The sequence below is a fragment of the Eubacteriales bacterium genome (genome assembly GCA_041390245.1).
Classification (GTDB): Bacteria; Bacillota; Clostridia; order Christensenellales; family JAWKQI01; genus JAWKQI01.
Window position 1 is genome coordinate 116,162 of record JAWKQI010000004.1, and the last position, 26,116, is coordinate 142,277.

Here is a 26,116-nt window from a genome sequence, read left to right on the forward strand (position 1 = left end):
GACAATCGTTTTGACACGTGTGTGCCTATGAGATATAATTTTAGCATATAATTAACTTCTAATTTATATACAATCAAAAAATACACAAACACAAGAAAAAGGTAAAATAATGTTTGATTTTACACATTTACATGTTCATACCGAATACAGCCTGCTAGATGGCGCAAGTAAGATAAAAGACCTGCTGGACACTGCAGCTAAATACAACATGAATGCGATTGCAATAACTGACCACGGCAATATGTACGGGGTTTTAGAATTTTACCGTGAAGCGGTTAAGAGAAACATAAAACCTATAATCGGCTGTGAGATGTACGTAGCAGAGGACATGAGCGAGAAGACCTCGGCAGCAAAAGAGTATTCGCATTTGATACTGTTAGCCAAAGATAACGAGGGGTATAGGAACCTTATAAAATTAAGCACGCTTTCTTATTCAGAAGGGTTTTATTATAAGCCAAGGATAGATTATAAAACCCTAAGGGAGTATTCAAAAGGGTTAATTTGCATGTCAGCCTGCCTGGCCGGTGATATCCCCCAGTTTATAATGCGCGGAGAAATAGACAATGCGAAAAAACTGGCACTGGACTTAAAGAAGGTTTTTGGCGAAGATTTTTACTTGGAGCTTCAAAATCACGGAATAAAAGAACAGCAAGAAGTAAATGAGCAGCTGATAAATATGTCAAAAGAACTTGGCATACCACTTGCAGCAACAAACGACGTTCACTATGTCAGAGAAGAGGACGCTCAAGCGCAGGATATTTTAATGTGCATACAGACAGGGCGTTACTTAGATGAAACAGACAGGATGCGATTTGAGACACAGGAGTTTTATTTAAAATCTCAAGAGCAGATGAACGAGCTTTTTTCGTATATACCAGAGGCTATTGAAAATACTGGTAAGATTGCAGAAAAGTGTAATGTAACCTTTAATTTCGATAAGGTCTATCTGCCGGAATTTATTCCTCCCAAAGGATTTAACGGGCAAGAATACTTGCGCCACCTTTGCGAGGAAGGCCTTTTAAAACGCGTGCCAAATGTAGACGAAAAGTATGTAGTAAGGCTAGACTATGAACTTAACGTAATAAACCAGATGGGGTTTACGGATTACTTTTTGATAGTTTATGATTACGTCAATTTTGCCAAGCAAAACGGCATATACGTAGGCCCGGGGCGTGGCTCTGCCGCAGGAAGTTTGGTTGCGTATACGCTTAGAATAACTGATATAGACCCACTTGAGTATGACCTATTGTTTGAACGTTTTTTAAATCCAGAGCGTGTAAGCATGCCGGATATCGATATAGATTTTTGCGTTGAGAGAAGGAGCGAAGTCAAGGATTATATAGTTAAAAAATATGGGCAGGAGCGCGTTGCACAGATAATAACTTTTAATACCCTAAAAGCAAAACTAGCTATTAAGGACGTTGCAAGGGTGCTGCGCTGCCCGCCGTCTGAGTCGGACCGCATTTCAAAGATGGTCCCTTTTAGCCTGCATATGACAATAGACCGTGCAATGGAAGAAAACCCAAGGCTTAAGGCCGAATACGATACCAATGAAAACGTAAGAAATATATTGGATATAGCAAAGAAACTGGAGGGTCTGCCAAGAAATGCCTCCGTTCATGCGGCAGGGCTTGTTATATCAAAAGACAGGATAGACGATTATGTCCCCTTGCAGACAAGCACTAAAGTAAGCGGCTTAATAACACAGTTCACAAAGGACGACCTTGAAAGCCTGGGGCTTTTAAAGATGGACTTGCTTGGTTTAACGAACTTAACGGTTATACGCCATACTATCGATATGGTTAAGCAAAACAAGGGCATTGATATAGATATACAGGAAATTGGGCTAAATGATAAAGAGGTTTATAAGCTTATCGGCGAAGGAGACACAGATGGGGTGTTCCAGCTTGAAAGTTCGGGCATGAGAGCACTGATGATGCAGTTGAAACCTAAAAATTTAGGGGATATAATGGCCGGCATTTCACTTTACCGCCCGGGTCCAATGGAAAGCATACCTGTGTATTTAGAGGCGAAAAAGCACCCTAACCTTATAAAGTATAAACATCCCAGTTTAAAAAGCATTTTAGCTGAGACTTATGGTTGTATGGTATACCAGGAGCAGGTAATGGAAATAGTCCGTGCTTTGGCAGGGTATTCTCTTGGGCGAAGCGACCTTGTTAGGCGTGCCATGTCTAAGAAAAAAGAAAGCGTACTAAGAAAAGAAAAAAATATATTTATAAACGGTGAAAAAGTTAAAGGAAAGGTTGTAGTTCCGGGAGCCGTTGCACTTGGCGTCCCTAAGAACATAGCAGAGGAGATATTTGACCAGGTTCTAGAGTTTGCGGATTATGGCTTTAATAAGTCTCACGCATGTGTATATGCAGTAATAGCTTATTGGACAGCATACTTAAAACGCTATCACAGGCTTGAGTTTTTAACTGCGCTTATAAACAGCTATTTAAATAACCCGGATAAAGTTGCGTTTTACATTGCATATCTTAAGAAGTGCAAGATACAGGTTTTAGGCCCTGACATAAATGAATCAGACGTATTTTTCAAAGTCACGTCCGGTGCTATACGCTTTGGGTTGGTAGCTATCCGCGATGTCGGAGAAAAGGTGGCTTCAGACATTATCGCCGAGCGGGATAAAAACGGGAAGTATACATCCTTTAACGATTTTCTTAACAGAAACTCAGATGCGATAAACAAAAAAATGCTGGAGGCATTAATACTGTCCGGCTGTTTTGATTCGCTTACATACAAACGTTCGCAGCTTATGAATGTTTATGAAAAGGTGCTTTCAGCCATAATAGAAGATAAAAAACGGAATTTAACCGGGCAGATGTCTATTTTTGACATTGGCATTGAAGATGAAGATGTGTCAGATGAAATGCCGGACATTCCGGAATTTAAAGAAAGACACAAGCTTTCTATGGAAAAGCGTACCACGGGTATGTATTTAAGCGGGCACCCGCTAAATGAGATAAAAGATATTTTGGATAAGGCTACCTTTAATACATATGTACTTATGACAGCAGGGGAATCAGACAGTGATATGGACAGTATCGAAGGAAGGGAAGTTGAATTGGTAGGGATACTAACCTCTGTCCACAGAAGATCTACCCGCCTTAAAAAGCTTATGGCAAATGCAGTGCTGGAAGATTTATTTGGCACAGTTAACATAACTGTATTTCCAGGGGTATTTGCAGCTTGCGAACAAAACCTGGCAGAAGACCAAATAGTTATAGTCAGAGGTAAGGTGGAAATAGCTGAGGGAGAGGCCCCGTCTATCATTGCTTCTAGCATAGTACCGTTTACACCGGATAAATATGAATTTTTGGGCAAAACGCTTTGCGTTAAAGTACCAAAGGAAGCAGAGAAAGGCAAAGATGCTCTTTTTGCAGCATTAAGAGAATTCCCAGGTGCTTCCCCCGTCAATATATATATAGAAGGAACCAACCAGAAGTTTAAGACGACGGGCAGATGGTGCGTTAATTTATCTAATGAACTTATATATAAGCTAAGAGAAAATTTCGGAGAAAATAACGTGGTTTTAAAGTAGAGCTTTTATCCTAATGTTTATTTACGTATATGAAATAATATGGTAAAATATCTGTGAAAGTTAAGGTGATAAAAGATGGATGATTTTTTTATTATAAAAGCTTTGGAAGATGGTGTTTCGGTTATCGGTATGACCAGAGGAAAAGATACTAAGTTTCATCATACAGAAAAACTTGATGAAGGCGAAGTCTTATTGGCACAGTTTACCGAAAGCACATCTGCCGTTAAAATTAGAGGAAAAGCTCATATTTTAACAGCACACGGAGAGATGACTTCCGGAAAAGGCAATTAGCTTCTTTAAGTCCATAGGGCCAATTAATAACTAAAAGGATGGCATAAAAATGCACAGTTTTGATTGCAAAATAAAAATCAGGTATTATGAAGTCGATAAAACCGGGTTTGTGCACCATGCCCAGTACTTTAACTGGTTTGACATAGCGCAGCAGGAGTTTGCTGAAAGTATGGGCGTTAATATTGCGGAGCTTGAGGAAGAAGGCTTTCGGCTTTTGCCTATAAGCAATTCCTGTAATTACAAGACGCCGGCAGTCTATGGAGATGCGATTATTGTCCGCCTAAAGATTACTGATATTAAAAGCATCAGAATCAAGTTCGGCTATGAAGTTTTTCGTGAAGGCGACGGGCGCTTACTGGCAACTGGGGAAAGCGAACATATAGTGGTAGATGCTGATATGCATATAACTTCTATTGCAAAAGTATTTCCTTCAATATTTAATACTATATAAAACTTAAAACTTTAAGCGGCATAAACAATGCCGCTTTTTTAAAATGAAAGGAATTTTTGTAAATGGAAATTGAACTAAAAAAATGGGAAATTAAAGATTCGGAAGCGATATATAAACACGCTAATAATAAAAAAATATCAGATAATTTAAGAGACGCTTTCCCACACCCATATACTCTTAATGATGCTAAAGACTATATAATTAATAGCCTTGAAGGCGGCGAAAGAGAGAAGCTGGTTAGGGCTATAGTTGTCGACAAGGAGATAGTTGGAAGTATCGGCATATTTAAGAGAAAAGACGTATATAAGAAGAGCGCTGAGATCGGTTACTGGCTTGCAGAGCCTTATTGGGGAAAAGGCATAATGACTAAAGCAGTAAAAGAAATGTGCGAACATTTTTTTAATGATTATGATGCAGTAAGAATTGATGCAGAGGTTTTTGAATTTAACAAAGCATCTATGCGTGTGCTTGAAAAAGCAGGGTTTAAGCTTGAAGGCATAAAAAGAAGGAGTATTTTCAAGAACGGGAAAATCTACGATTCTTACATATTTTCACTAGTAAAATAAAAGGCCATTTGTCATTATTTTTCCGTTTCGGTCGTTATATCAACGCCGTTAGAATATAAAGTTATATTTCCGTTTAAGTCTGTTCTTAAAAGCGTACATCCTTTTTGCGAAACTCTGTTTAAAAATTCTTCGTGCGGGTGCCCGTATTCATTGTCTACTCCGCAGGATACCAAAACAATTGAAGGCGACACAGCATCTAAAAACTCCTGCGATGTAGAAGTGCTACTGCCATGATGGCCTGCCTTTAGCACGTCCGCAGAAAGGTCCGCACCGGAATTTAAAATATCCTCTTCCGATTCTTCTTCAGCATCTCCCATAAACAGAAAAGATGTATCGCCGTATGTTAACTTAAATACTACCGACATATTGTTTAAATCATCATATTCGTTTGAAACAGGTCCTAAGATGTCTATTGATACGTCTCCGAACTGATAGTTAAGCCCGGGTTTTGCTTCGGTTATCTTTAAATCATTGTCTTTTATAGATTTAAGGAGATTTGCATATGTGTTAGTTGAGTGGTCTGATTTTGGCATAACTATGGTGTCAATAGGATAGCTCTCAACAAAGTACTGCATACCGCCTATGTGGTCTGAATGGGGGTGTGTTGCTATTAATAGGTCTATTTTTCCTATATTATATTTTTTAAAGGTTTCTACAATATTATATATAGCAGACTTTTCTCCGGCATCTACCATAATGACACTGCCGTCCGGCGCCTTTATAATGATACAGTCCCCTTGCCCGACATCAACGGTTTCAACTAGAAGTTCATCTCCAGCTATACTGCTGACAGAGACTGAAGCACTTATCTCAGTCACTTCTTGTATAACCGAACAGCCACCAAGCAGAGGCAGAGCAAATGATGACAGCGAAACTGCCAATAAAACCAAATAAGTTATAATTGAATTAAAGAAGCATTTTTTAAACATGGTACCACCTTAGGCCGAATTGTTTTAGTTCATTATAACATAAAGCACGGTTTATAATAACAAAGTTAACGGATAATATTTTAAGAAATGCAAAGTTAAAATAAAAAAGTTTTTGCAACTTTTATTATGTTTAGTATAATCTAAGTAAAAGAAAAACTTATGAGGAAATAAAATGCCAAGTGGTGAAAAAGTTATAGTCGGCATGTCCGGCGGCGTGGATTCTTCCGTAGCTGCATATCTTTTAAAGAAAGAAGGGTATGATGTTGCCGGTGTATTCATGAAAAACTGGGACGAAAAAGATGAGTTCGGCGAATGCACGGCCGCAGCAGATTTAGAAGATGTAAGAAACGTATGTGAAAATTTAGATATACCTTATTATAATGTAAACTTCGAAAAGGAATATTACGATAGGGTCTTTTCCTATTTTCTAAAAGAATATAAAAAAGGGAGAACGCCAAATCCAGATGTGCTTTGCAATTCGGAAATAAAATTCAAGGCGTTTTTAGACTACAGTTTAAAACTTGGCGCCAAGATGATAGCCACCGGGCATTATGTGAGGACGGAAAAGACATGCGACGGGGTCTATTTAAAAAAAGGAACAGATAAATCAAAGGACCAAAGCTACTTCCTTTGCATGCTTTCACAAGGGCAGATATCAAAAGCGCTTTTTCCTGTCGGTGACCTTAAAAAAAGCGAAGTTAGAAAAATAGCCAATGAACTTAGTTTAAGCGTAGCAAATAAAAAAGATTCTACGGGCATTTGTTTTATAGGCGAGCGCCGCTTCAGAGATTTTTTAAAGACCTTTATACCGGCAATGCCAGGAGATATAAAGACGCTGGACAATAAAAAAGTCGGAACGCACGAGGGACTCATGTATTACACTTTAGGGCAGCGCCGCGGCCTTGGTATTGGTGGAGCAGGCACAGGGGAACGCTGGTTCGTAGTGGACAAGGACCTTAAAAATAATATACTTTATGTAATACAGGGCGAAGGGAAAGAGCTTTATTCAAAGGCGCTTAAAGCAACCGATATTAATTTCATAACCAAAAAGCCAAATGATGGGAAACTAAAAGCTAAGTTTCGTTACAGGCAACCGGATCAGGATATTACAGCAGAATTTGATGGCGAAAAGGCTTATGTTAAATTTAAAGAAAGGCAGCGTGCAGTAACACCAGGGCAATACGTAGTATTTTACGACGGGGAAATTTGTCTTGGTGGAGGAATTATAGACGAGGTGGAGTTTTGATGAAAAAGTATATGCCTTCTTCAGAGGAAGAAAGAAAATTTTTAGAGAGCTACGATGCAAGCATTTATGAGAAGCCGGGCTTTGCAGCAGACGGAGCGCTGTTTGCGATAGACTTTGAAGAAAAGTGTTTAAAGCTGCTGCTTATAAAAAGGGGAGGGTTCCCGTATAAAGGCTGCTTTGCGCTGCCTGGCGGTTTCGTCAATATAGACGAGGATATACTGACCGCCGTAAAAAGAGAGCTATTAGAGGAGACGGGAATTGAAGATATCGAGCTAAAGCAATACCATACATTTGGAGCCCCGGACAGGGACCCTCGAAGCCGGGTAATCACAACTTCATTTGTAGGCCTAACTGATATAAAAAAAGTAAATGCCCGTGCCGGAGACGATGCTGCAGTTGTCGAGTGGGTGAAAGTTTCAGATTATAATAGGTTAGTAGCATGGGAAGGCAGTACATATATAATAAACAGAAGCATTACGCTTAAAGGAAGCGAGATTCTTACACCGTCTGTTGAGACAAGAGAAACTTTGAAAAAGGGCGGCGTGTCGGCTACCACTAAGATAGTCTCTTCAGGCGGGCTTGCATTTGATCACGCACTGTCTGTCATACTCGCATATGAGGCTTTGATAGAAGAACTTAAAAAAGGATTTATAGTATCAGGAGCGATTTTAGAAGATATTAATAAGGCCGAAAATGTGTATAATATAATCGCAGTAGACAAGAATAAAGAGTGTATTGAATCTATTAAAGAACATCTTAAAAACTTTCGAAAAAAAGGATAAAAGATGTTGACAATGGGAGCTAGATTTGATAATATAAATGAGCCGCTTGATAGCGGAGAACCTTGAAAACTTTAAATAAGCGCCTGAAAAAGAGCAAAGTAAGGAAGATAACGAAAAAAAATAAGCAGCCTGGATCACGAATAGTAAAAAAGAAAGAAACTGCGATGAGCAGTTTTAATAAATTTTAAACTAAGAGTTTGATCCTGGCTCAGGACGAACGCTGGCGGCGTGCCTAACACATGCAAGTCGAACGGAGATATATAGAGTACTTGTACAAAATATATCTTAGTGGCGGACGGGTGAGTAACACGTGAGCGACCTGGCTTAAAGAGGGGGATAACATCTGGAAACGGATGCTAATACCGCATAAGACCACGAGGATGCATGTCCAAGTGGTAAAAGGAGCAATCCGCTTTAAGATGGGCTCGCGGACCATTAGCTAGTTGGTGAGGTAACGGCTCACCAAGGCGACGATGGATAGCCGACCTGAGAGGGTGAACGGCCACACTGGAACTGAGACACGGTCCAGACTCCTACGGGAGGCAGCAGTGGGGAATATTGGGCAATGGAGGCAACTCTGACCCAGCAACGCCGCGTGAGGGAAGAAGGTTTTCGGATTGTAAACCTCTGTCCTAGGGGACGAAGAAAGTGACGGTACCCTAGGAGGAAGCCCCGGCTAACTACGTGCCAGCAGCCGCGGTAATACGTAGGGGGCGAGCGTTGTCCGGAATTACTGGGCGTAAAGGGTGCGTAGGCGGTTTGGTAAGTTAGATGTGAAATCCCCGGGCTTAACTCGGGAGTTGCATTTAAAACTGCTGAACTAGAGTGCAGGAGAGGAAAGCGGAATTCCTAGTGTAGCGGTGAAATGCGTAGATATTAGGAGGAACACCAGTGGCGAAGGCGGCTTTCTGGACTGTAACTGACGCTGAGGCACGAAAGCGTGGGGAGCGAACAGGATTAGATACCCTGGTAGTCCACGCCGTAAACGATGGATACTAGGTGTAGGGATCTAAGAAGGTCTCTGTGCCGCAGCAAACGCAATAAGTATCCCGCCTGGGGAGTACGACCGCAAGGTTGAAACTCAAAGGAATTGACGGGGGCCCGCACAAGCAGCGGAGCATGTGGTTTAATTCGAAGCAACGCGAAGAACCTTACCAAGGCTTGACATCCTCTGACAGGTATGGAAACATACTATCCCTTCGGGGCAGAGAGACAGGTGGTGCATGGTTGTCGTCAGCTCGTGTCGTGAGATGTTGGGTTAAGTCCCGCAACGAGCGCAACCCCTATCATTAGTTGCCAGCATGTTAAGATGGGAACTCTAATGAGACTGCCGGGGATAACTCGGAGGAAGGTGGGGACGACGTCAAATCATCATGCCCCTTATGTCTTGGGCTACACACGTGCTACAATGGTCGGTACAAAGGGAAGCTAAGTGGAGACGCGGAGCAAATCCCCAAAAAGCCGGTCCCAGTTCGGATTGTGGGCTGCAACCCGCCCACATGAAGTCGGAGTTGCTAGTAATCGCGAATCAGCATGTCGCGGTGAATGCGTTCCCGGGCCTTGTACACACCGCCCGTCACACCACGGGAGTTGGGAGCGCCCGAAGCCGATGGCCTAACCGCAAGGAAGGAGTCGTCGAAGGCGAGATCAATGACTGGGGTGAAGTCGTAACAAGGTAGCCGTATCGGAAGGTGCGGCTGGATCACCTCCTTTCTAAGGTGAAAAGTGAAACAGGCAGCTAAGGAGTTATTAAAATACTTAGCGATTAAGTAAGGTGCTTATTAAAAGGTTTAAGGATAGGGCGGCTAAACACGCTCAGCAAATCCTTTAAAAAGGATATGGGGGTGTAGCTCAGCTGGGAGAGCGCCTGCCTTGCAAGCAGGAGGCCAGCGGTTCGATTCCGCTCATCTCCACCAGTGGGAGAAGCTCAAAGGGACCAGGGCTCATAGCTCAGCCGGTTAGAGCGCACGCCTGATAAGCGTGAGGTCGGTGGTTCGAGTCCACTTGAGCCCACCAGATATGGAAGACATATCACAAGCAAGAAAAAGCGAAAAGGTAAGTAGCTTTTTTTAAGCAAAGTACATTGAAAACTGCATAGCAAAAAGAAGCTTTTTTTTAAACTAAAAGGGAAAAACAATTTCAAAAAGGGAAAAAGAAGCGTCTTAGGAAAGAAAACAACCGAAATAGAAAAATCTAGGTGACGAGAAATCAAGCTAAAAAGAGCGTAGGGTGAATGCCTAGGCATTAGGAGCCGAAGAAGGACGTGGTAAGCTGCGAAAAGCCATGGGGAGCCGCAAGCAGGCGTAATTATCCATGGATGTCCGAATGGGGAAACCCAATGGTCGTAATGGGCCATTACCGCCAGGTGAACACATAGTCTGGCAGGAGGGAACCCGGTGAACTGAAACATCTAAGTAGCCGGAGGAAGAGAAAGAAACATCGATTTCCTGAGTAGTGGCGAGCGAAAGGGAAAGAGCCCAAACTTAGAGTCTTCGGACTTTAAGGGTTGAGGGCCGGCGAACGCCATTCATGAGCTTTAGTCGAACTGTACTGGAAAGGCAGGTCAAAGAGGGTGAAAACCCCGTAGACGAAAAGGCGAGTGAGGCAGCCGGTACCAGAGTACCACGGGGCACGAGGAATCCTGTGGGAAGCAGGGGGGACCACCCCCCAAGGCTAAATACTACCTAATGACCGATAGCGGAAAAGTACCGTGAGGGAAAGGTGAAAAGAACCCCGGGAGGGGAGTGAAAGAGAACCTGAAACCCTATGTTTACAAGCAGAGGAAGCACGTTAAGAGTGCGACCTCGTACTTTTTGTAGAACGGGCCGGCGAGTTACTGTATGTAGCGAGGTTAAGGCGTAAAGCGCTGAAGCCGCAGCGAGAGCGAGTCTTAAATGGGCGAGTTAGTTGCATGTAGTAGACCCGAAACCGGGCGACCTATCCATGGACAGGATGAAGCGGTGGTAAGACACCGTGGAGGTCCGAACCACACGTCCGTTGAAAAGGGCGGGGATGAGCTGTGGATAGCGGAGAAATTCCAATCGAGCTCGGAGATAGCTGGTTCTCCTCGAAATAGCTTTAGGGCTAGCCTCGTTTTAAGATATATGGAGGTAGAGCACTGAATGGGCTAGGGGGCCTCAAAGCTTACCGAACCTTATCAAACTCCGAATGCCATATATTGTTTAACGGGAGTCAGACTGCGTGAGATAAGTTTCGTAGTCAAAAGGGAAACAGCCCAGATCACCGGCTAAGGCCCCAAAGTGCAGGTTAAGTGGGAAAGGATGTGCGAACGCACAGACAACCAGGATGTTGGCTCAGAAGCAGCCATACATTTAAAGAGTGCGTAATAGCTCACTGGTCGAGTGGACGTGCGCCGAAAATGTCCGGGGCTAAAACCTGCCGCCGAAGCCGTGGGATGTAAGTAATTACATCGGTAGAGGAGCATCGTATACGGGCAGAAGCAGTACCGAAAGGAGCTGTGGACTGTATAGGAGAGAGAATGCCGGCATAAGTAGCGAGAATGAAGTGAGAATCTTCATCGTCGAAAGCCTAAGGATTCCTGGGGAAGGTTCGTCCGCCCAGGGTAAGTCGGGACCTAAGCCGAGGGCGATAGCCGTAGGCGATGGACAACAGGTTGATATTCCTGTACCGGGTAATGATCGTATGAACTTAAGCAGTGACACAGGAGGATAGGTCCACGCGGGTTGATGGATAAACCCGCCCAAGCGTCAAGTGAGGAGTGGCAGTGAAGTACACCACTTCAATCATGAGGCGTGATGGCGACAGAAAATAAGTATGGAAGGGACTGAATTCACACTGGCGAGAAAAGCTGCGGTAAGGAGAGCATTATCCGCCCGTACCGCAAACCGACACAGGTAGGCGAGGAGAGAATCCTAAGACGAACGGGAGAACCCTTGTTAAGGAACTCGGCAAAATAGCCCCGTAACTTTGGGAGAAGGGGTGCCATCGAGAGGTGGTCGCAGTTAAGAGGCCCAAGCGACTGTTTAGCAAAAACACAGGTCTGTGCGAAGTTGAAAGACGACGTATACGGGCTGACGCCTGCCCAGTGCCGGAAGGTTAAGGGGAAGTGTTAGGGTAACCGAAGCACGGAACTTAAGCCCCGGTGAACGGCGGCCGTAACTATAACGGTCCTAAGGTAGCGAAATTCCTTGTCGGGTAAGTTCCGACCCGCACGAATGGCGTAACGACTTGGGCGCTGTCTCAACAAGGGACCCGGCGAAATTGTAGTATGGGTGAAGATGCCCATTACCCGCGATAGGACGGAAAGACCCCGTAGAGCTTTACTGTAGCCTGGTATTGAATTTTGGCAATAGATGTACAGGATAGGTGGGAGGCTTGGAAGCGAAGACGCTAGTTTTCGTGGAGCCAACCTTGGGATACCACTCTTCTATTGCTGAAGTTCTAACGATACGCGGTAAACCCGGTAACGGACATTGCCAGGTGGGCAGTTTGACTGGGGCGGTCGCCTCCCAAAGAGTAACGGAGGCGCCCAAAGGTTCCCTCAGAATGGTCGGAAATCATTCATTAGAGTGCAAAGGCAAAAGGGAGCCTGACTGCGAGACAGACATGTCGAGCAGGGACGAAAGTCGGGCTTAGTGATCCGGTGGTATGTGAGTGGAAATGCCATCGCTCAACGGATAAAAGCTACCTCGGGGATAACAGGCTTATCTCCCCCAAGAGTCCACATCGACGGGGAGGTTTGGCACCTCGATGTCGGCTCGTCGCATCCTGGGGCTGTAGTAGGTCCCAAGGGTTTGGCTGTTCGCCAATTAAAGCGGCACGCGAGCTGGGTTCAGAACGTCGCGAGACAGTTCGGTCCCTATCCATCGTGGGCGCAGGAGATTTGAAAGGAGCTGTCCTTAGTACGAGAGGACCGGGATGGACATACCTATGGTGTACCAGTTGTTCCGCCAGGAGCATAGCTGGGTAGCTAAGTATGGAAGGGATAAACGCTGAAAGCATCTAAGCGTGAAGCCCCCCTTAAGATAAGATCTCCCATCCGAAAGGAGTAAGACCCCTTGTAGACTACAAGGTTGATAGGTTGGATGTGGAAGTGCAGTAATGTATGTAGCAGACCAATACTAATAGGTCGAGGGCTTGATTTCGGTAATGGACTTAATCTAAGATAAATAAAAGCTGTGCAGTTTTCAATGGTACTTTGTTAAAAGGTATTGAAAAGTAAATAATGATATGGTATACTTTGCGATGACGAAGCGGAGAATACGCTAAAGAAGATAAAAATTTCCGGTGGTGATAGCTAAGGGGATCCACCTGTTCCCATGCCGAACACAGAAGTTAAGCCCTTATACGCCGATGGTACTTGGTTGGCAACGACCCGGGAGAGTAGGTAGCTGCCGGATTCAATTTTTATATATGGGTGGGAAGTCCTTTTTTGTAACAAAGAAGGACTTTTTGCATTTCAGAGGTTTTGATGTCAAACTCTTTTTAACATTTAACCTTTATGATATAATTATATTTACTAATTAGTTATTGGTGGTAAGTATGGAAAGAAACACACCTATTATCAATATGTTAAATGAATATGCGAAAAAGGAGCCTGTTAGGTTTCATATGCCTGGGCATAAAGGAAAACCTTACTACTTTGGCGGAGAGTATCTGTCGGGGGATATTACTGAGCTTTCTTTTTCGGACAACCTGTTTATACCTTCGGGCGCGATAAAGGAGTCTGAGCAGCTGCATGCCGTAAGAGTAGGTGCTCAGAATAGCTTTTATAGTGTAAACGGTGCTTCCGCCGGGGTTGTAGCCATGATTTTGGCAGCCGTAAAACCGGGAGAAAAGATAATCATGGCAAGGGATATGCATGTTTCTGCGGTGAATGCACTTAGGCTTAGCAGGATTTGCCCGGTTTATATACGCCAACCGGAACAAGAGTCTTTTTTGCCGCAGCTTTTTTATACGAAACATTTAAAGGAGGCCATTTCAAGTAACCCGGACGCTAAGGCTGTTTATGTAACTTATCCAAATTATTTTGGATTTTGCCTTAACCTATCTGAAATATCTGAAATAACTCACGATGCGGGCATGGCGTTGATAGTTGACGGGGCACATTCGGCGCACTTTTCTTATTCTGATATGTTGCCTAAATGCTGTGCGGCAGCCGGAGCAGACGTTTGGACTGTAAGTGCCCATAAGACACTTCCCTGCATGAATCAAGGCGCATATATAAATGTAGGGAAAAATTCGTTTATCGATGCAAAAACAGTTAAAGAGAAACTTAAAATGATATTGACCACTAGCCCGTCTTATATAATATTATCTTCATTGGATTATGCTTCAGACTATATGGCAAGATGCGGAAGGGAAGAATTGAGCAGAGTTGTTACTTTAACCGAACAATTCACAAAAGAAATAAACGACATACCTGGGCTAAAGACTGTAGATATAGATAGTTTGCCTGAAAATGTATTTGATAAAGATCCTTTAAAATTAATTATAGACGTATCCGGCAAAGGTTTAACTGGATTTTCAGCAGGAAGAATACTTGAATACTGCGGAGTATTTACAGAAGCTGTAGATGCAAAGCATCTTGTCTTGATAATAACAGTAGCCGATGAGAAAGAAGATTTTGAGCGCTTGATAAAAGCGTTAAAGCAATTAGAAGATGGAAACGAAATCAGTGCTTTTTCGCAGTATGTTTATCCAAAGCTAATGAAAATATCTACACCGGCACAGGTTGAGATGAGGGAAAAGGTAAGTTTGCCACTTGAAGATGCAGAATCTTTGATCGCAGCGGCACCTGTAGGGATTTATCCACCGGGCGTGCCTATAGTTTTACCGGGAGAACAAATAACACAAGAAGTTGTCAGCTATCTTTTGGCTGCTAAAAAGGAAGGATTTGAATTATTCGGTATTGAAGACGGGAACGTATCACTATCAGATTTTTAACGGGCATTATAATGATAAAACACATATTTTTTGACTTAGATGGAACAATAGTAGATTCTTTAAAAGGCATACTCGGCGGTTTTCGCTATATGTTTATGAAAATGAAACTTAATATACCATCGGATGAGGTGCTAACGACATATGTCGGGCCTCCTATAAAAGCTCTTGTTGCAGATTATATGGGGACTGATGATAAAACCATGAAAGCGGCGCATGATTATTTCAGGGATTACAATATGGCGATAGGCGTATTCAACGCAAAGCTTTTCGACGGGATTTATGCCATGCTAAAAGAATTAAAGGAAAATGACAGGAAACTTTATATAGCAACGGGCAAAAGAACATATCAGGCAGATGTTGCGGCACTTAATTTTGAAATAGATGGATTTTTAGATGGTATTTATGGCTTTGAACCTCAAAAAGGCATAGATGATAAAATTACACTTTTAAAGACGTGCCTTGAAACATTGGATGTAGACCCAAAATGCGCCGCTATGGTGGGAGATAGGCGCATTGACATACAAGCAGGGAAGAGAAATAAAGTGCTTTCTATTGGGGCGAAATACGGCTATGCCAGCCCAAATGAACTTGAAGAAGAAGGCCCGGACTTTATTGCAAACAGCGTAAGCGATCTAAAAAAAATATTACTATCAGACGGAAGTGAGTTATGAAGGGACTGTTTATAACATTCGAAGGAAACGACGGAGCAGGAAAATCTACGCAAATCAGATTTTTAGCAGAGTATTTGCGAACCCTAGGCCTAGACGTTTTAACGACGCGGGAACCGGGAGGATGTGAGATATCAGAAAAGATACGGGAGATTTTACTGGACGTGACCAACGCCGGCATGGTAGCCAAGACGGAAGCGCTTCTTTATGCTGCTGCGAGGGCACAGCATGTAGCGGAGGTTATTGTGCCGGCGCTTGAAAGCGGCAAAATAGTCATTTGCGACAGGTTTATCCATTCAAGCCTTGCATATCAGGGTTACGGCAGAAAATTAGGTTATGATGCCATTATGGATATAAACCGTTTTGCATGTGGCAGCTGTATGCCTGACAAGACGTTTTTTTTGCAGATAACAGCAGAAGCGGCATTTAAACGCATGAATGAAAACAAGGTTCATGACAGGCTGGAAAGTGAAGGGGATACCTTTCATGATGCAGTCTATTTTGGGTTTTTGGATATAATTAAAAAGCATGGGGAAAACATTATTTTGATAGATGCGTCTGGGCAAAAGGCCGAGACGCATGATAAGATAAAAACTGAGATGGATAAAATCCTCAAAAATGCAGGAATAATATGAGCGTTGACTTAAACTATTATTTAAAAGACATTTTAAACGATAAGGTTAAAAACGCATATCTTTTGATATGTGAAAAGCAAAGCGAAACGCTTAACTTATCAAGAGAATTTTTGTTAAAGCTTTTTTGTAAAAATAAAACTGGCTGTAAAGAATGTGCTTTATGCAGGCGGGTTCTTTCAAATAACCACCCGGATATTATGAACATAACTCCCAAGGGGAAGACTGTCAGAATAGATGATGTTAGGGAGGCTATATCTTTTGCAAGCTTGAAGGCATATGAAGGAGGCTATAAGGCAGTTGTTATAAACAATGCGGAACTTTTAAGCGAGGGAGCGCAGAACTGCCTTTTAAAAGTCATAGAAGAGCCACCGCAAAAAACGGTTTTTTTGCTTCTTGCAAGGACAAAAAAAAGTATACTGCCGACAGTTATGTCAAGGGCGGCAACAATTATAGTAAACCCTATTGATAAAAGTGAATTAAGGGATATACTTATTAGGGAATTTGATATTTCTACATTAAAGGCTTCTTTAATTGCTAACCTATCTGGCGGATATTTGAATGAAGCTAAGAATATAGTAAAGGATGAAGAGTTTTTTTCTGTAAGGGATATTTCTATCGCTATAGCTAGAAGCATATGCGAAGCAAAGGGAATGCCGGTTACACGGATTAGCGACAAGATGCTAAAACAAAAAGAAGATTTATCCTTGATAATTAACTGCCTTATATCATATTTTTCGGATATACTTATGTTTAAAATAACCTCAAGTGTAGACAGCATAGTAAATTCAGATTTGGTACGCGATATAAAAATTAGGGCAGACGGCTTTACAAGAGGGGCATTAAGCAATATTATAGATATATTAATTGAGGCGGAAAACAATACTCATATACCACTTAATTTAAAATTACAAACACAGGCAATGCTTTTTAATATACTGGAGGAGAAGAATAAATGACAAAAGTTATAGGTGTTCGCTTTAAAAAGGCAGGGAAAATATATTATTTCGATCCCGGCGATAAAGAATTAAATATAAATGACAATGTCATAGTCGAAACTACGCGCGGGATGGAATTTGGCAAAGTTGTTATCGGCGCTAAGGAAGTTTCGGAAGAGGAAATAGTTGCTCCCTTAAAACAGGTTATTAGAAAAGCAACAGAAAGTGACACTGCCAAAGAAGATGAAAACCGGGCCAAAGAAAAAGAGGCTTTTAATATCTGCCTTGAAAAGATAAAGAAACACGACATGCAGATGAAGCTTGTCGATGTTGAATATACTTTTGACAATAATAAGATAATATTTTACTTTACGGCAGATAGCCGGGTAGATTTCAGGGAGTTAGTAAAAGACTTAGCGGCGGTCTTTAGAACCAGGATTGAACTAAGGCAGATTGGAGTTAGAGACGAATCTAAATTTATCGGCGGGCTGGGGCCTTGCTGCAGGGTAGCCTGCTGCAACAACCATTTAGGTGATTTTCAGCCGGTATCTATTAAAATGGCAAAGGAGCAGGGCTTATCGCTTTCACCTAATAAGATAAGCGGCCTTTGTGGAAGGCTAATGTGCTGCCTAAATTATGAGCAGTCTCAATATGAGGAAGCACGAAAGAAAATGCCTAAAGTAGGAAGCGAAGTTAAGACGCCGGAAGGGCAAGGTACGGTAATCGAAATAAATGTGCTTTTAGAAACGGCAAAGGTCAAGCTTACGCAAAAAGACGGTACAATTACTGCCAAAAATTTCAAGGTAAACGATTTAGGGGTTACAGAAGTCGCTGCAGATGAACCGGATACTATTAACATAGAAGATGAAGAAATTAAATATTTAATAGAGGATTAATAAAAAATACTTGATTTTTTAAAAAATTATATGTATAAATAATATTAGATTTATATTAGAGTGGAGGTAAAATAATGGCATATAAGATTTCTGATGAATGTATTAGCTGCGGTACCTGCGCAGAAGAATGTCCTGTTGGTGCTATTAAAGAGGGAGACGGAAAGTATGAGATAGATCCTGAAGTTTGCATAAGCTGCGGAGCATGCTCAGAAGTTTGTCCGACGGAGGCAATCAGCGAAGAATAAAGAAAACTAAATATTTCTTATATTATTCTCGTTTTAGCACAGCAAAGAACTTTTTGCTGTTTGCGTCAAAAAAAGGTGTATAGGTAGTTTGCTTATACCCCTTTTTTAATGTTGATATATAAATTTTAAAAAGTTATTGAAAACGCCTTAAAAAATTATATAATTAGTATAAAATGGATATTTAAGGATGTGAAAAATTGAATCAGGATGATAAGACCATAATAATAGATTCAAATAATATGCAGTGGGAGGAACAGAAAAGCGCAAAGACCGGGCTCAGTTCCTATAAAAAGATTTTCCATATAGATCCAAAGACCGGAATGAGAATACATTTACACAGGTATCCTGCAGGTTTTATGACGCCGTGGCATAAACATAACTGCTCACATGGCATGTATGTGCTTGAAGGAACTCTGTATACGGATAAAGGATGCCTAGGCCCCGGCGGATTTGTTTGGTTTCCGGAAGGGGTTCTAGCAGAACACGGTGCCACTGAGGAGGGCGATGTTACGGTATTTTTTATAACTGATAAGACGTTTGATATACAATTTGTGTAAGTATAAAAGGGGTATAAAAATACCACTCATTTAATGAGTGGTATTTTTAACTTTAATTTAAATTTTAGCAACAGTGAATCCGGCAGTTTCGCCGTTTATGTTCCACTCTTTTTTGTATCCGTCTATATCGTCTGCAAAGGCTATATCGTCCGTTAAGGTTTCCTTTTTAATAGTGTCCGCATTTTTTTCAATAATATCTTTTAACATATCGTTTGAATATACGCGCAGCCTTATGTGGTCTGTAACTGCAAAGTCTGCCTCTTTGCGCATAGTCTGTATCTTGCTTGTCAGCTCGCGCAGCAAGCCTTCTTTAATAAGCTCAGGCGTTAGCACTGTATCCAATATAACGGATTTATTTTGCATAGTTTCGGCGGCGAAACCCTCTTTTTGAACGGGTTCGACCAAAATGTCTGCATCACTTAATGAAATTAAAGTATCTCCTGCTTTAAACTCGTACAGCCCGCCGGAAGACGTCTTATCCACTATTTCTTTGCCGTTTGCTGAGGACAAGTGCTCTTTTATATCTTTTAGCAGCTTTCCGTACTTTGGCCCTAAAGTCTTTAACTGGGGCTTTATGTTATACGATATATATTCCTCAAGATTAGCATTAAAGACGATTTCGTGCACATTTAGTTCGTCTGCTATTACGTCTGTATACATCTTAGGCAAAGTCTTAATGCCGCCGACGAATATTTTAGCCACAGGCTGGCGGTTCTTGATATTTGCAGAATTTCTTACTGCACGCCCTAAAACTACGATATTAAGCACATCATCCATGTACTTTTCCAAATCTTTATTTATCATAGATTTATCCGCCTTAGGGAAAGAAGCCAGATGAACGCTTAAAGGCGCGTCTTTTTTAACACCCTTAACTATATTCTGATAGATACTTTCTGCAATAAACGGGGTAAACGGTGCAGTCAAGCGGCTTAAAGTTTCAAGCACTGTAAACAGCGTCATATATGCTGCCTCTTTATCTTTAGTCATTTCACTGCCCCAGAAACGTTCACGGCAGCGGCGCACATACCAGTTGGAAAGCTCATCTACAAATGCTCCTAAGTCTCTTGAAGCCTCTGTTATATGGTAATTGTCCAAATTATCTGAAACGCTTAATATTAGCGTATTTAACCTTGAGAGTATCCACTTATCCATAACAGACAGGTTCTCTGCCTTTAAGCTATATTCATATGGGTTAAAGTTATCTATGTTCGCATAAAGTACGTAAAAAGCATATGTGTTCCAAAGCGTACCCATATATTTACGCTGGCTTTCTGAAACCGCTTCGTCGGAAAAGCGGTTTGGCAGCCACGGGGCGCTGTTGTAATAAAAATACCAGCGGACAGCATCTGCACCCTGTTTATCTAAAACAGCAAACGGGTCTACTACATTGCCTTTGTGTTTAGACATCTTTTGCCCGTCTTTATCCTGAACATGGCCTAAAACTATACAGTTTTTAAACGATGCCCTGTCAAATATAAGCGTTGATATCGCAAGCAGGGTATAAAACCATCCGCGCGTCTGGTCTATTGCTTCGCTTATAAAATCTGCCGGGTAACGCTTTTTAAATTTGTCCTGGTTTTCAAACGGATAATGCCACTGTGCAAATGGCATGGAACCGGAATCGTACCAGCAGTCTATAACTTCGGGTACGCGGGTCATTAAAGCACCGCATTTTTCACACCTTATTTTTACTTTGTCTATAAAGGGCTTATGAAGCTCGATATCATCAGGTACATTTTCGCCAAGCTCTTTTAGTTCGGCAATACTGCCGATAACGTGGAAATGCCCACATTCACACTCCCAGACCGGAAGCGGGGTACCCCAGTACCTTTCACGAGACAGCCCCCAATCGATGACGTTTTCCAAAAAGTTGCCCATCCTGCCTTCCTTGATGTTTTCCGGGAGCCAGTTTATCGTCCTGTTGTTTTTAATAAGGTTGTCTTTAACAGCAGTCATCTTTATAAACCAGGTGCTCCTTGCATAGTAAAGAAGCGGGGTATCGCATCTCCAGCAATATGGGTACGAGTGAGTAAACTCTTTCTTTGCAAATGCCAGGCCGCGTTCTTCTAAATCTTTTATTATAAGTTCATCGGCATCTTTTACAAATACGTCTGCCCATGGAGTTTCGCTTTTAAAGCGGCCGCGTTCGTCTACCATTTGTACAAACGGCAGGTTATACTTTTTGCCGACCCTGGCATCGTCTTCACCAAATGCGGGCGCGATGTGGACAATCCCGGTACCGTCTGTTAATGTTACATAGTCGTCACAAGTCACATACCAGGCTTTTTTGTCTACACCGAAGTCATAAAGAGGCTCATATTCTGTCTTTTCTAAGTCTTTTCCCTTCATTTCGGCAATTATTTTGTAGTTTTTAACTAAAACATCGTTTATAAGCGCTTTTGCCATTGTTATCTCGTCGCCTTGATATTCTACGAGGGCATAAGTTTCTTTGGCGTTGACACAAAGCGCGACATTGGAAGGAAGCGTCCAGGGTGTGGTCGTCCATGCCATTAAATACGAGTTCTTTTTGTTTTTAACTTTAAACTTAACAAAAAGCGATGTTTCGTTAACGTCTTTATATCCTTGCGCAACTTCATGGGAAGAAAGTGCCGTTCCACAGCGCGGGCAATAAGGGACGATTTTATGCCCCTTATAAAGAAGGCCTTTTTCAGCTATTTCCTTTAAAGACCACCAAACAGACTCTATATAGCTGTTTTCATATGTGATATATGGGTTTTCCATATCCGCCCAGTATCCGACCCGGTCAGACATTTTTTCCCATTCGCCTTTATATTTCCACACGCTTTTTTTACATTCTTTTATAAATGGCTCTATACCGTATTTTTCTATCTGCTGTTTTCCGTCTAGCCCAAGCGCTTTTTCAACTTCCAGCTCAACGGGAAGGCCATGTGTGTCCCATCCTGCTTTTCTAAGTACGTTATACCCCTGCATAGTTTTATAGCGAGGAATCAAGTCCTTGATGCATCTGGTTAAAATATGTCCTATATGCGGTTTGCCGTTAGCTGTCGGCGGGCCGTCATAAAAAGTAAATTCCGGCTTTCCTTCAGACTGTGCTACAGTTTTTTTAAAGATCTCGTTTTTCTGCCAGAAATCTAAAATTTCTTTTTCACGTTCAACAAAGTTTAGATCTGTTGAAACCTTTTTATAAAGCATGTTTATACCTCCGAATAAAATATAAAATAAAAAGGCCTCCCCAAATGGGGCGAGCCTTATCTTTTCCCGCGGTACCACCCAAATTAGAGTAAAATCTACCCTATCTTTAAGATGCGTTTAACGCACGCGATACGTTCTGGCTTACTTTTTAATTTCGGCCAAAAGGCTAAAGAGTGATAACTTTTAAAATCCGGCTGCAAAGATTTCACCTAAATTCTCTGCTCTCTTAAAGACCTTGGGAATTTTAAAGGCCGTGTCTCTTATTATTGCCTTTAAGTACATATTTAGTTAATTATAAATCTTAAAAAATTTTTTGTAAAGCAAAAGCTATTTTTGCTTTCCCGTAAGATGCCGCTGTTCTTTTATCTTTTTTTCATATCCTTCGTCTGAGGGGGTGTAATATTGCCTGCCAACCAGGTTATCCGGCATATACTGCTGGTCAATATAATGGTTCTTATAGTTATGCGGATATTTATATCCTTCGCCGTTGCCTAATTTTTTAGCCCCTGAAAAAGAGGTGTCTTTTAAATGCTTAGGAACTGGCAACTGGTATGTAGTTTCAGCATCGGAAAAAGCTGCGTCGACTGCCATTACAGTGGAGTTGGATTTAGGCGATTCACAGATGAATATTATAGCCTGGGCGATATTCAGCCTAGCTTCAGGCATGCCTATCATTTCAAGCGCATGGCCGGCTGCAACAGCCTGCGTTAAAGCGGAAGGATTAGCAAGGCCTACATCTTCAGATGCATGGGCTATAATCCTTCTGACTATTAATCTTGGGTCTACCCCTGCGTATATAAGGCGCCCGAACCAAAACAGTGCGGCAGAAGAATCTCCCCCTCTTAGGGATTTGCAAAAAGCAGACAGCATGTTGTAGTATTCCTCGTTGTCGCACCTTAGGGCGCGGCGCTGTATAGAATCCTCTGCAATGTCAAGTGTAATTACTATTTCGCCTTTATCATTTGGTTTAGTAGTTAAAACGGCCAGTTCCAGCGCGTTTAAAGCAATTCTTACGTCTCCGTTGGCTACATCGGCCAAATGCGAGAGAGCTTCTTTTTTTATTATCACATTTTTGCTTAAAAAACCATTTTCATTGTCTGAAATGGCATTGTTTATAGCTTTTATTATATCTTCCTTGCTTAGCGGCAAAAACTGGAATACCCGGCAGCGGGATACTATGGCCGGGGTCATTGATACATATGGGTTTTCTGTCGTAGAGCCGATAAAGCGTATATAGCCCTTTTCAAGAGCCGGCAAGATACTATCGGATTGCGTTTTTGTATAGCGGTGGCATTCGTCTAGCAACACGTATGTCGGCTTATCATAAAGCTCAAGCTCGTTTTTTGCTTTTTCTATAACTGCCCTTATTTCCTTAACGCCGGAGGAAACCGCGTTTAGACGCACGAAATTACTCTTTGTGTTATTTGCTATGATTTCCGCTAAAGTGGACTTCCCGCTTCCAGGCGGGCCGAAAAAAATACATGAAGTTAGTTTATCTGCTTCTATTGCACGCCTAAGAAGCCTTCCTTCTCCAATCAAGTGCTGCTGCCCTAAAAAGTCTTCAAAATTACGCGGGCGCATACGGTCGGCAAGGGGTGAATTTTTCTTTATGTTGTCTGAAAATAAATCCATTAAGCACGCCTTTTTTTCATTATAGTTTCTTTTAATACAAATATAACTCAAAAGTTATATTTACACAACGCCGAGCATGAAATATAATAACTATGTGAGTGTTAATAAAATATAAATAATTTTTATATATATTATAATTTTTCATTGGAGGTCTAATAATGGAAAGAGTTTATAATTTTGCTGCCGGTCCTGCATGTCTTCCGGAAGAGGTATTAAGGCGTGCTGCAAGCGAACTTGTATGTTATGGAAATAGCGGCATGTCAGTTATGGAGATGAGCCACAGGAGCCATGATTTTGAGGAAATAATAGATAAGGCCGAATCAGACCTTCGAGAACTTATGAATATTCCCGATAACTATAAAGTGCTCTTTTTGCAAGGCGGGGCATCCCTTCAGTTTGCAATGGTACCTATTAATTTAATGGCTAAGTTTTCACGTGTACATTTCATAAATACCGGAATGTGGTCTAAACGCGCTATTTCAGAAGCCAATAAAATAGGTGAAGCAAACGTAGTTGCCTCATCTGAGGATAAGACATTTTCTTATATACCTAAGCTAAAAAAAGAAATGTTCACTAAAGATGCAGATTATGTCCATATGGTATCTAACAATACCATATACGGTACACGGTATACTAAAATCCCGGACGTAAACGGGCTTCCGCTGGTTAGTGATATGTCTTCTTGTATCTTATCAGAGGCTGTAAACGTATCTGACTATGCTTTGATATTTGCGGGCGCACAAAAGAACATGGGCCCATCCGGCGTTACGACGGTTATAATAAGAGAGGATATGATAGGCAAAGAACCTGATAACACACCAACTTTGCTTTCATATAAAACCCATGCGCAACATGGGTCTATGTACAACACCCCTCCTACTTATGCAATTTATATACTGGGGCTGGTCCTTGAATGGCTAAAGGGAAAAGGTGGTATCAGCGCTATTAATAAGATAAACCAGGAAAAAGCAAAAATGCTTTATGATTTCTTAGATGAATCCAAACTATTTAAGGGAACAGTAAGAAAAGAAGACCGTTCGCTTATGAACATACCTTTCATAACCGGAAATGCCGACATTGATAAACAGTTTATTGAAGAAGCGAAGAAAAACGGATTTGTGAATATTAAAGGGCACCGTTCTGTCGGCGGAATGAGGGCAAGCATATACAATGCTTTTCCACCGGAAGGTGTTAAAGCACTGGTAGATTTTATGAAAAAATTTGAGGCAAACGCTTAAAAGGAGAGTAACCCATGCAAAAATATAAAATAAAAAAATTAAATGCAATTTCTTCAGTCATATACGATTGCCTGCCGGACGACAGGTATAGTATTTTGGAAGAAAATGATAAGGACGATAAATACGATGCCATACTTGCAAGAAGTGCAAAATGCCACGACATGGTATTCCCTGAAAGGTTAAAGGCTATCGCACGGGCGGGTGTAGGCGTCAATAACATTCCGATAGACAGGTGCACTAATGAAGGGATCGTTGTTTTTAATACTCCCGGGGCCAATGCAAATGCTGTTAAGGAACTTGTACTTTGCGGTATGTTTATGGCTTCGAGAAACGTACTCGAGGCGGTCCAATGGGTCAGGACTATTCACTGCCAAGACGATAAGTTCATGGAAAACGTAGAAAAGAACAAAAAAACATTTGTGGGCAACGAACTTTGCGGAAAGACGCTTGGCGTCGTAGGCCTTGGTGCCATCGGCGTAATGGTTGCCAATGCGGCAACAGCTATCGGCATGAATGTAATAGGATTTGATCCTTATATTTCCGTAGAATCTGCTTGGGGGATGTCCAAAGAGGTAAAACGTGCACTTTCGTTAGAGGACCTTTTGAAGCAATCTGATTATATTTCGCTGCATATACCATTAATAGATAAAAACAAAAACTTTATATCTGCCGCGGAGTTTTCAAAGATGAAAAAAGGGGTTATCCTTTTAAATCTTGCCAGAAACGGCTTGGTAGACGAAGACGCACTTTTGGGTGCTATCAAAAAGAATATAATCTTTAAGTATGTAACGGATTTTCCAAATGAAAAGCTTGCAGGGCTTAACTGTGTAGTGCCGATCCCGCATCTTGGCGCTTCTACACCGGAGTCCGAAGAAAACTGCGCACAGATGGCGGCAGAAAGGCTCAGGGAATTTTTAGAAACGGGGAACATAACACATTCCGTCAATATGCCGGACTGTGTAGTGCCTTTATCAGACAATTACCGTATCACCGCTATTCATAAGAATTTGCCCAATATGGTCGGGCAGATGTCTAAAGTTTTAGGAGATAACGGATGCAATATCGCTGAAATGGTCAACAGGTCTAAGGGAGATGTTGCATATACGGTGTTTAATTTAGATGAGCCTCTAGATCAGTCTACTATCGATAAATTAAACGAAATCGAGGGAGTTATAAAAGTACGGATTATATCTGTATAAAGTAATTGCTTTATATAGTTTATAAAGCTACCTAAATTTAGTATTATATTAAAGACAATGAAACACCTACCAAAATATTTTGGTAGGTGTTTTTAATGTAAGGTTAAAGGCTTTTTTTGTTTAAAGTATAAAATATATACGTTTAGTTAATAATTTATTTCACATTTTCTTAGATGAGGTGAA

18 protein-coding genes, 2 tRNA genes and 3 rRNA genes are annotated in these 26,116 nt (G+C 41.7%); 20 read left to right on the forward strand and 3 right to left on the reverse strand.

The features are described from left to right. Positions 1–109 precede the first annotated feature (109 nt). The 4 genes from R2876_06115 to R2876_06130 all read left to right on the forward strand — a co-directional run bounded on the left by R2876_06115 (position 110) and on the right by R2876_06130 (position 4,870). Positions 110–3,562 (forward strand): DNA polymerase III subunit alpha, encoded by a 3,453-nt coding sequence (locus R2876_06115; GenBank protein ID MEZ4358183.1) that lies wholly within the window; start codon positions 110–112, stop codon positions 3,560–3,562. Positions 3,563–3,637: 75 nt separating this feature from the next. Continuing rightward, complete coding sequence (gene mtrB / locus R2876_06120; GenBank protein ID MEZ4358184.1) at positions 3,638–3,853, forward strand: trp RNA-binding attenuation protein MtrB; 216 nt, start codon at positions 3,638–3,640, stop codon at positions 3,851–3,853. Between the two features lie 49 nt (positions 3,854–3,902). After that, complete coding sequence (locus R2876_06125; GenBank protein ID MEZ4358185.1) at positions 3,903–4,304, forward strand: thioesterase family protein; 402 nt, start codon at positions 3,903–3,905, stop codon at positions 4,302–4,304. 62 nt (positions 4,305–4,366) lie between these two features. Further along, positions 4,367–4,870, forward strand: a complete 504-nt coding sequence (locus R2876_06130; GenBank protein ID MEZ4358186.1) for a GNAT family N-acetyltransferase — start codon at positions 4,367–4,369, stop codon at positions 4,868–4,870. A gap of 14 nt (positions 4,871–4,884) precedes the next feature. Here the strand turns inward: R2876_06130 and R2876_06135 are convergent, their stop codons facing one another. Continuing rightward, entirely contained in the window at positions 4,885–5,799 is a 915-nt protein-coding gene (locus tag R2876_06135; protein ID MEZ4358187.1) for a ComEC/Rec2 family competence protein, read from the reverse strand. Positions 5,800–5,971: 172 nt separating this feature from the next. Here R2876_06135 and mnmA point away from each other — a divergent pair, with 172 nt between their 5' ends. From mnmA to R2876_06205, 14 genes are all read left to right on the forward strand, one after another. Then, positions 5,972–7,045: a tRNA 2-thiouridine(34) synthase MnmA gene (gene mnmA / locus R2876_06140; protein MEZ4358188.1), complete on the forward strand. Its 1,074-nt coding sequence runs from the start codon at positions 5,972–5,974 to the stop codon at positions 7,043–7,045. Further along, the gene (locus tag R2876_06145) at positions 7,045–7,827 is read left to right on the forward strand and encodes an NUDIX hydrolase (protein MEZ4358189.1); all 783 of its coding nucleotides are present in this window, start codon (positions 7,045–7,047) and stop codon (positions 7,825–7,827) included. The genes mnmA and R2876_06145 overlap by 1 nt, the downstream gene beginning before the upstream one ends. Positions 7,828–8,012: 185 nt before the next feature. Further along, positions 8,013–9,540 (forward strand): 16S ribosomal RNA (locus tag R2876_06150). A gap of 127 nt (positions 9,541–9,667) precedes the next feature. Next, positions 9,668–9,743: transfer RNA gene (locus tag R2876_06155), tRNA-Ala, on the forward strand. 23 nt (positions 9,744–9,766) lie between these two features. Continuing rightward, a tRNA-Ile gene (locus R2876_06160) sits at positions 9,767–9,843 on the forward strand. 190 nt (positions 9,844–10,033) lie between these two features. Next, positions 10,034–12,953, forward strand: a 23S ribosomal RNA gene (locus R2876_06165). Between the two features lie 138 nt (positions 12,954–13,091). Then, positions 13,092–13,208: ribosomal RNA gene (rrf, locus tag R2876_06170) — 5S ribosomal RNA — on the forward strand. The 16S, 23S and 5S rRNA genes sit together here with 2 tRNA genes alongside, the layout of an rRNA operon. A gap of 142 nt (positions 13,209–13,350) precedes the next feature. Continuing rightward, complete coding sequence (locus R2876_06175; GenBank protein MEZ4358190.1) at positions 13,351–14,754, forward strand: aminotransferase class I/II-fold pyridoxal phosphate-dependent enzyme; 1,404 nt, start codon at positions 13,351–13,353, stop codon at positions 14,752–14,754. A gap of 11 nt (positions 14,755–14,765) precedes the next feature. Then, positions 14,766–15,425, forward strand: coding sequence for an HAD hydrolase-like protein (locus R2876_06180; GenBank protein ID MEZ4358191.1), 660 nt, complete (start codon positions 14,766–14,768; stop codon positions 15,423–15,425). Further along, a complete protein-coding gene (gene tmk, locus R2876_06185) occupies positions 15,422–16,057 on the forward strand; it encodes a dTMP kinase (GenBank protein ID MEZ4358192.1) in 636 nt (211 codons plus the stop codon). The genes R2876_06180 and tmk overlap by 4 nt, the downstream gene beginning before the upstream one ends. Further along, on the forward strand, positions 16,054–17,013 hold the full coding sequence (locus R2876_06190) for a hypothetical protein (protein MEZ4358193.1): 960 nt from the start codon (positions 16,054–16,056) through the stop codon (positions 17,011–17,013). Before tmk ends, R2876_06190 begins: the two co-directional genes overlap by 4 nt. Next, positions 17,010–17,888 carry a stage 0 sporulation family protein gene (locus R2876_06195; GenBank protein MEZ4358194.1) on the forward strand — a complete coding sequence of 293 codons (879 nt, stop codon included), beginning with the start codon at positions 17,010–17,012 and terminating at the stop codon, positions 17,886–17,888. Before R2876_06190 ends, R2876_06195 begins: the two co-directional genes overlap by 4 nt. Positions 17,889–17,962: 74 nt before the next feature. After that, a complete protein-coding gene (locus R2876_06200) occupies positions 17,963–18,133 on the forward strand; it encodes a 4Fe-4S binding protein (protein ID MEZ4358195.1) in 171 nt (56 codons plus the stop codon). A 197-nt stretch (positions 18,134–18,330) separates the two neighbouring features. After that, on the forward strand, positions 18,331–18,690 hold the full coding sequence (locus R2876_06205; GenBank protein ID MEZ4358196.1) for a DUF4437 domain-containing protein: 360 nt from the start codon (positions 18,331–18,333) through the stop codon (positions 18,688–18,690). A gap of 57 nt (positions 18,691–18,747) precedes the next feature. On the opposite strand, the gene ileS is transcribed toward R2876_06205, so the two are convergent. Both ileS and R2876_06215 read right to left on the reverse strand, forming a co-directional pair. Continuing rightward, on the reverse strand, positions 18,748–21,864 hold the full coding sequence (ileS, locus tag R2876_06210; protein ID MEZ4358197.1) for an isoleucine--tRNA ligase: 3,117 nt from the start codon (positions 21,862–21,864) through the stop codon (positions 18,748–18,750). Positions 21,865–22,191: 327 nt separating this feature from the next. After that, the gene (locus R2876_06215; protein MEZ4358198.1) at positions 22,192–23,496 is read right to left on the reverse strand and encodes a replication-associated recombination protein A; all 1,305 of its coding nucleotides are present in this window, start codon (positions 23,494–23,496) and stop codon (positions 22,192–22,194) included. A gap of 158 nt (positions 23,497–23,654) precedes the next feature. Between R2876_06215 and serC the strand changes: the two genes are divergently transcribed. Together serC and R2876_06225 are read left to right on the forward strand one after the other, a co-directional pair. Then, positions 23,655–24,734 carry a 3-phosphoserine/phosphohydroxythreonine transaminase gene (gene serC, locus R2876_06220; protein MEZ4358199.1) on the forward strand — a complete coding sequence of 360 codons (1,080 nt, stop codon included), beginning with the start codon at positions 23,655–23,657 and terminating at the stop codon, positions 24,732–24,734. Positions 24,735–24,748: 14 nt separating this feature from the next. Then, positions 24,749–25,933, forward strand: coding sequence for a phosphoglycerate dehydrogenase (locus tag R2876_06225; protein MEZ4358200.1), 1,185 nt, complete (start codon positions 24,749–24,751; stop codon positions 25,931–25,933). Positions 25,934–26,116: the final 183 nt, after the last annotated feature.

What these genes read in the sequence shown, in the direction of transcription:
- mtrB (MEZ4358184.1), top strand. Translation starts at nt 3,638, where the DNA reads ATGGATGATTTTTTTATTATAAAAGCTTTGGAAGATGGTGTTTCGGTT.
- R2876_06135 (MEZ4358187.1), bottom strand. Translation starts at nt 5,799, where the DNA reads ATGTTTAAAAAATGCTTCTTTAATTCAATTATAACTTATTTGGTTTTA.
- R2876_06225 (MEZ4358200.1), top strand. Translation starts at nt 24,749, where the DNA reads ATGCAAAAATATAAAATAAAAAAATTAAATGCAATTTCTTCAGTCATA.
- R2876_06125 (MEZ4358185.1), top strand. Translation starts at nt 3,903, where the DNA reads ATGCACAGTTTTGATTGCAAAATAAAAATCAGGTATTATGAAGTCGAT.
- ileS (MEZ4358197.1), bottom strand. Translation starts at nt 21,864, where the DNA reads ATGCTTTATAAAAAGGTTTCAACAGATCTAAACTTTGTTGAACGTGAA.
- R2876_06130 (MEZ4358186.1), top strand. Translation starts at nt 4,367, where the DNA reads ATGGAAATTGAACTAAAAAAATGGGAAATTAAAGATTCGGAAGCGATA.
- R2876_06145 (MEZ4358189.1), top strand. Translation starts at nt 7,045, where the DNA reads ATGAAAAAGTATATGCCTTCTTCAGAGGAAGAAAGAAAATTTTTAGAG.
- mnmA (MEZ4358188.1), top strand. Translation starts at nt 5,972, where the DNA reads ATGCCAAGTGGTGAAAAAGTTATAGTCGGCATGTCCGGCGGCGTGGAT.
- R2876_06195 (MEZ4358194.1), top strand. Translation starts at nt 17,010, where the DNA reads ATGACAAAAGTTATAGGTGTTCGCTTTAAAAAGGCAGGGAAAATATAT.
- R2876_06215 (MEZ4358198.1), bottom strand. Translation starts at nt 23,496, where the DNA reads ATGGATTTATTTTCAGACAACATAAAGAAAAATTCACCCCTTGCCGAC.
- R2876_06190 (MEZ4358193.1), top strand. Translation starts at nt 16,054, where the DNA reads ATGAGCGTTGACTTAAACTATTATTTAAAAGACATTTTAAACGATAAG.
- R2876_06180 (MEZ4358191.1), top strand. Translation starts at nt 14,766, where the DNA reads ATGATAAAACACATATTTTTTGACTTAGATGGAACAATAGTAGATTCT.
- R2876_06175 (MEZ4358190.1), top strand. Translation starts at nt 13,351, where the DNA reads ATGGAAAGAAACACACCTATTATCAATATGTTAAATGAATATGCGAAA.
- serC (MEZ4358199.1), top strand. Translation starts at nt 23,655, where the DNA reads ATGGAAAGAGTTTATAATTTTGCTGCCGGTCCTGCATGTCTTCCGGAA.
- R2876_06115 (MEZ4358183.1), top strand. Translation starts at nt 110, where the DNA reads ATGTTTGATTTTACACATTTACATGTTCATACCGAATACAGCCTGCTA.
- tmk (MEZ4358192.1), top strand. Translation starts at nt 15,422, where the DNA reads ATGAAGGGACTGTTTATAACATTCGAAGGAAACGACGGAGCAGGAAAA.
- R2876_06200 (MEZ4358195.1), top strand. Translation starts at nt 17,963, where the DNA reads ATGGCATATAAGATTTCTGATGAATGTATTAGCTGCGGTACCTGCGCA.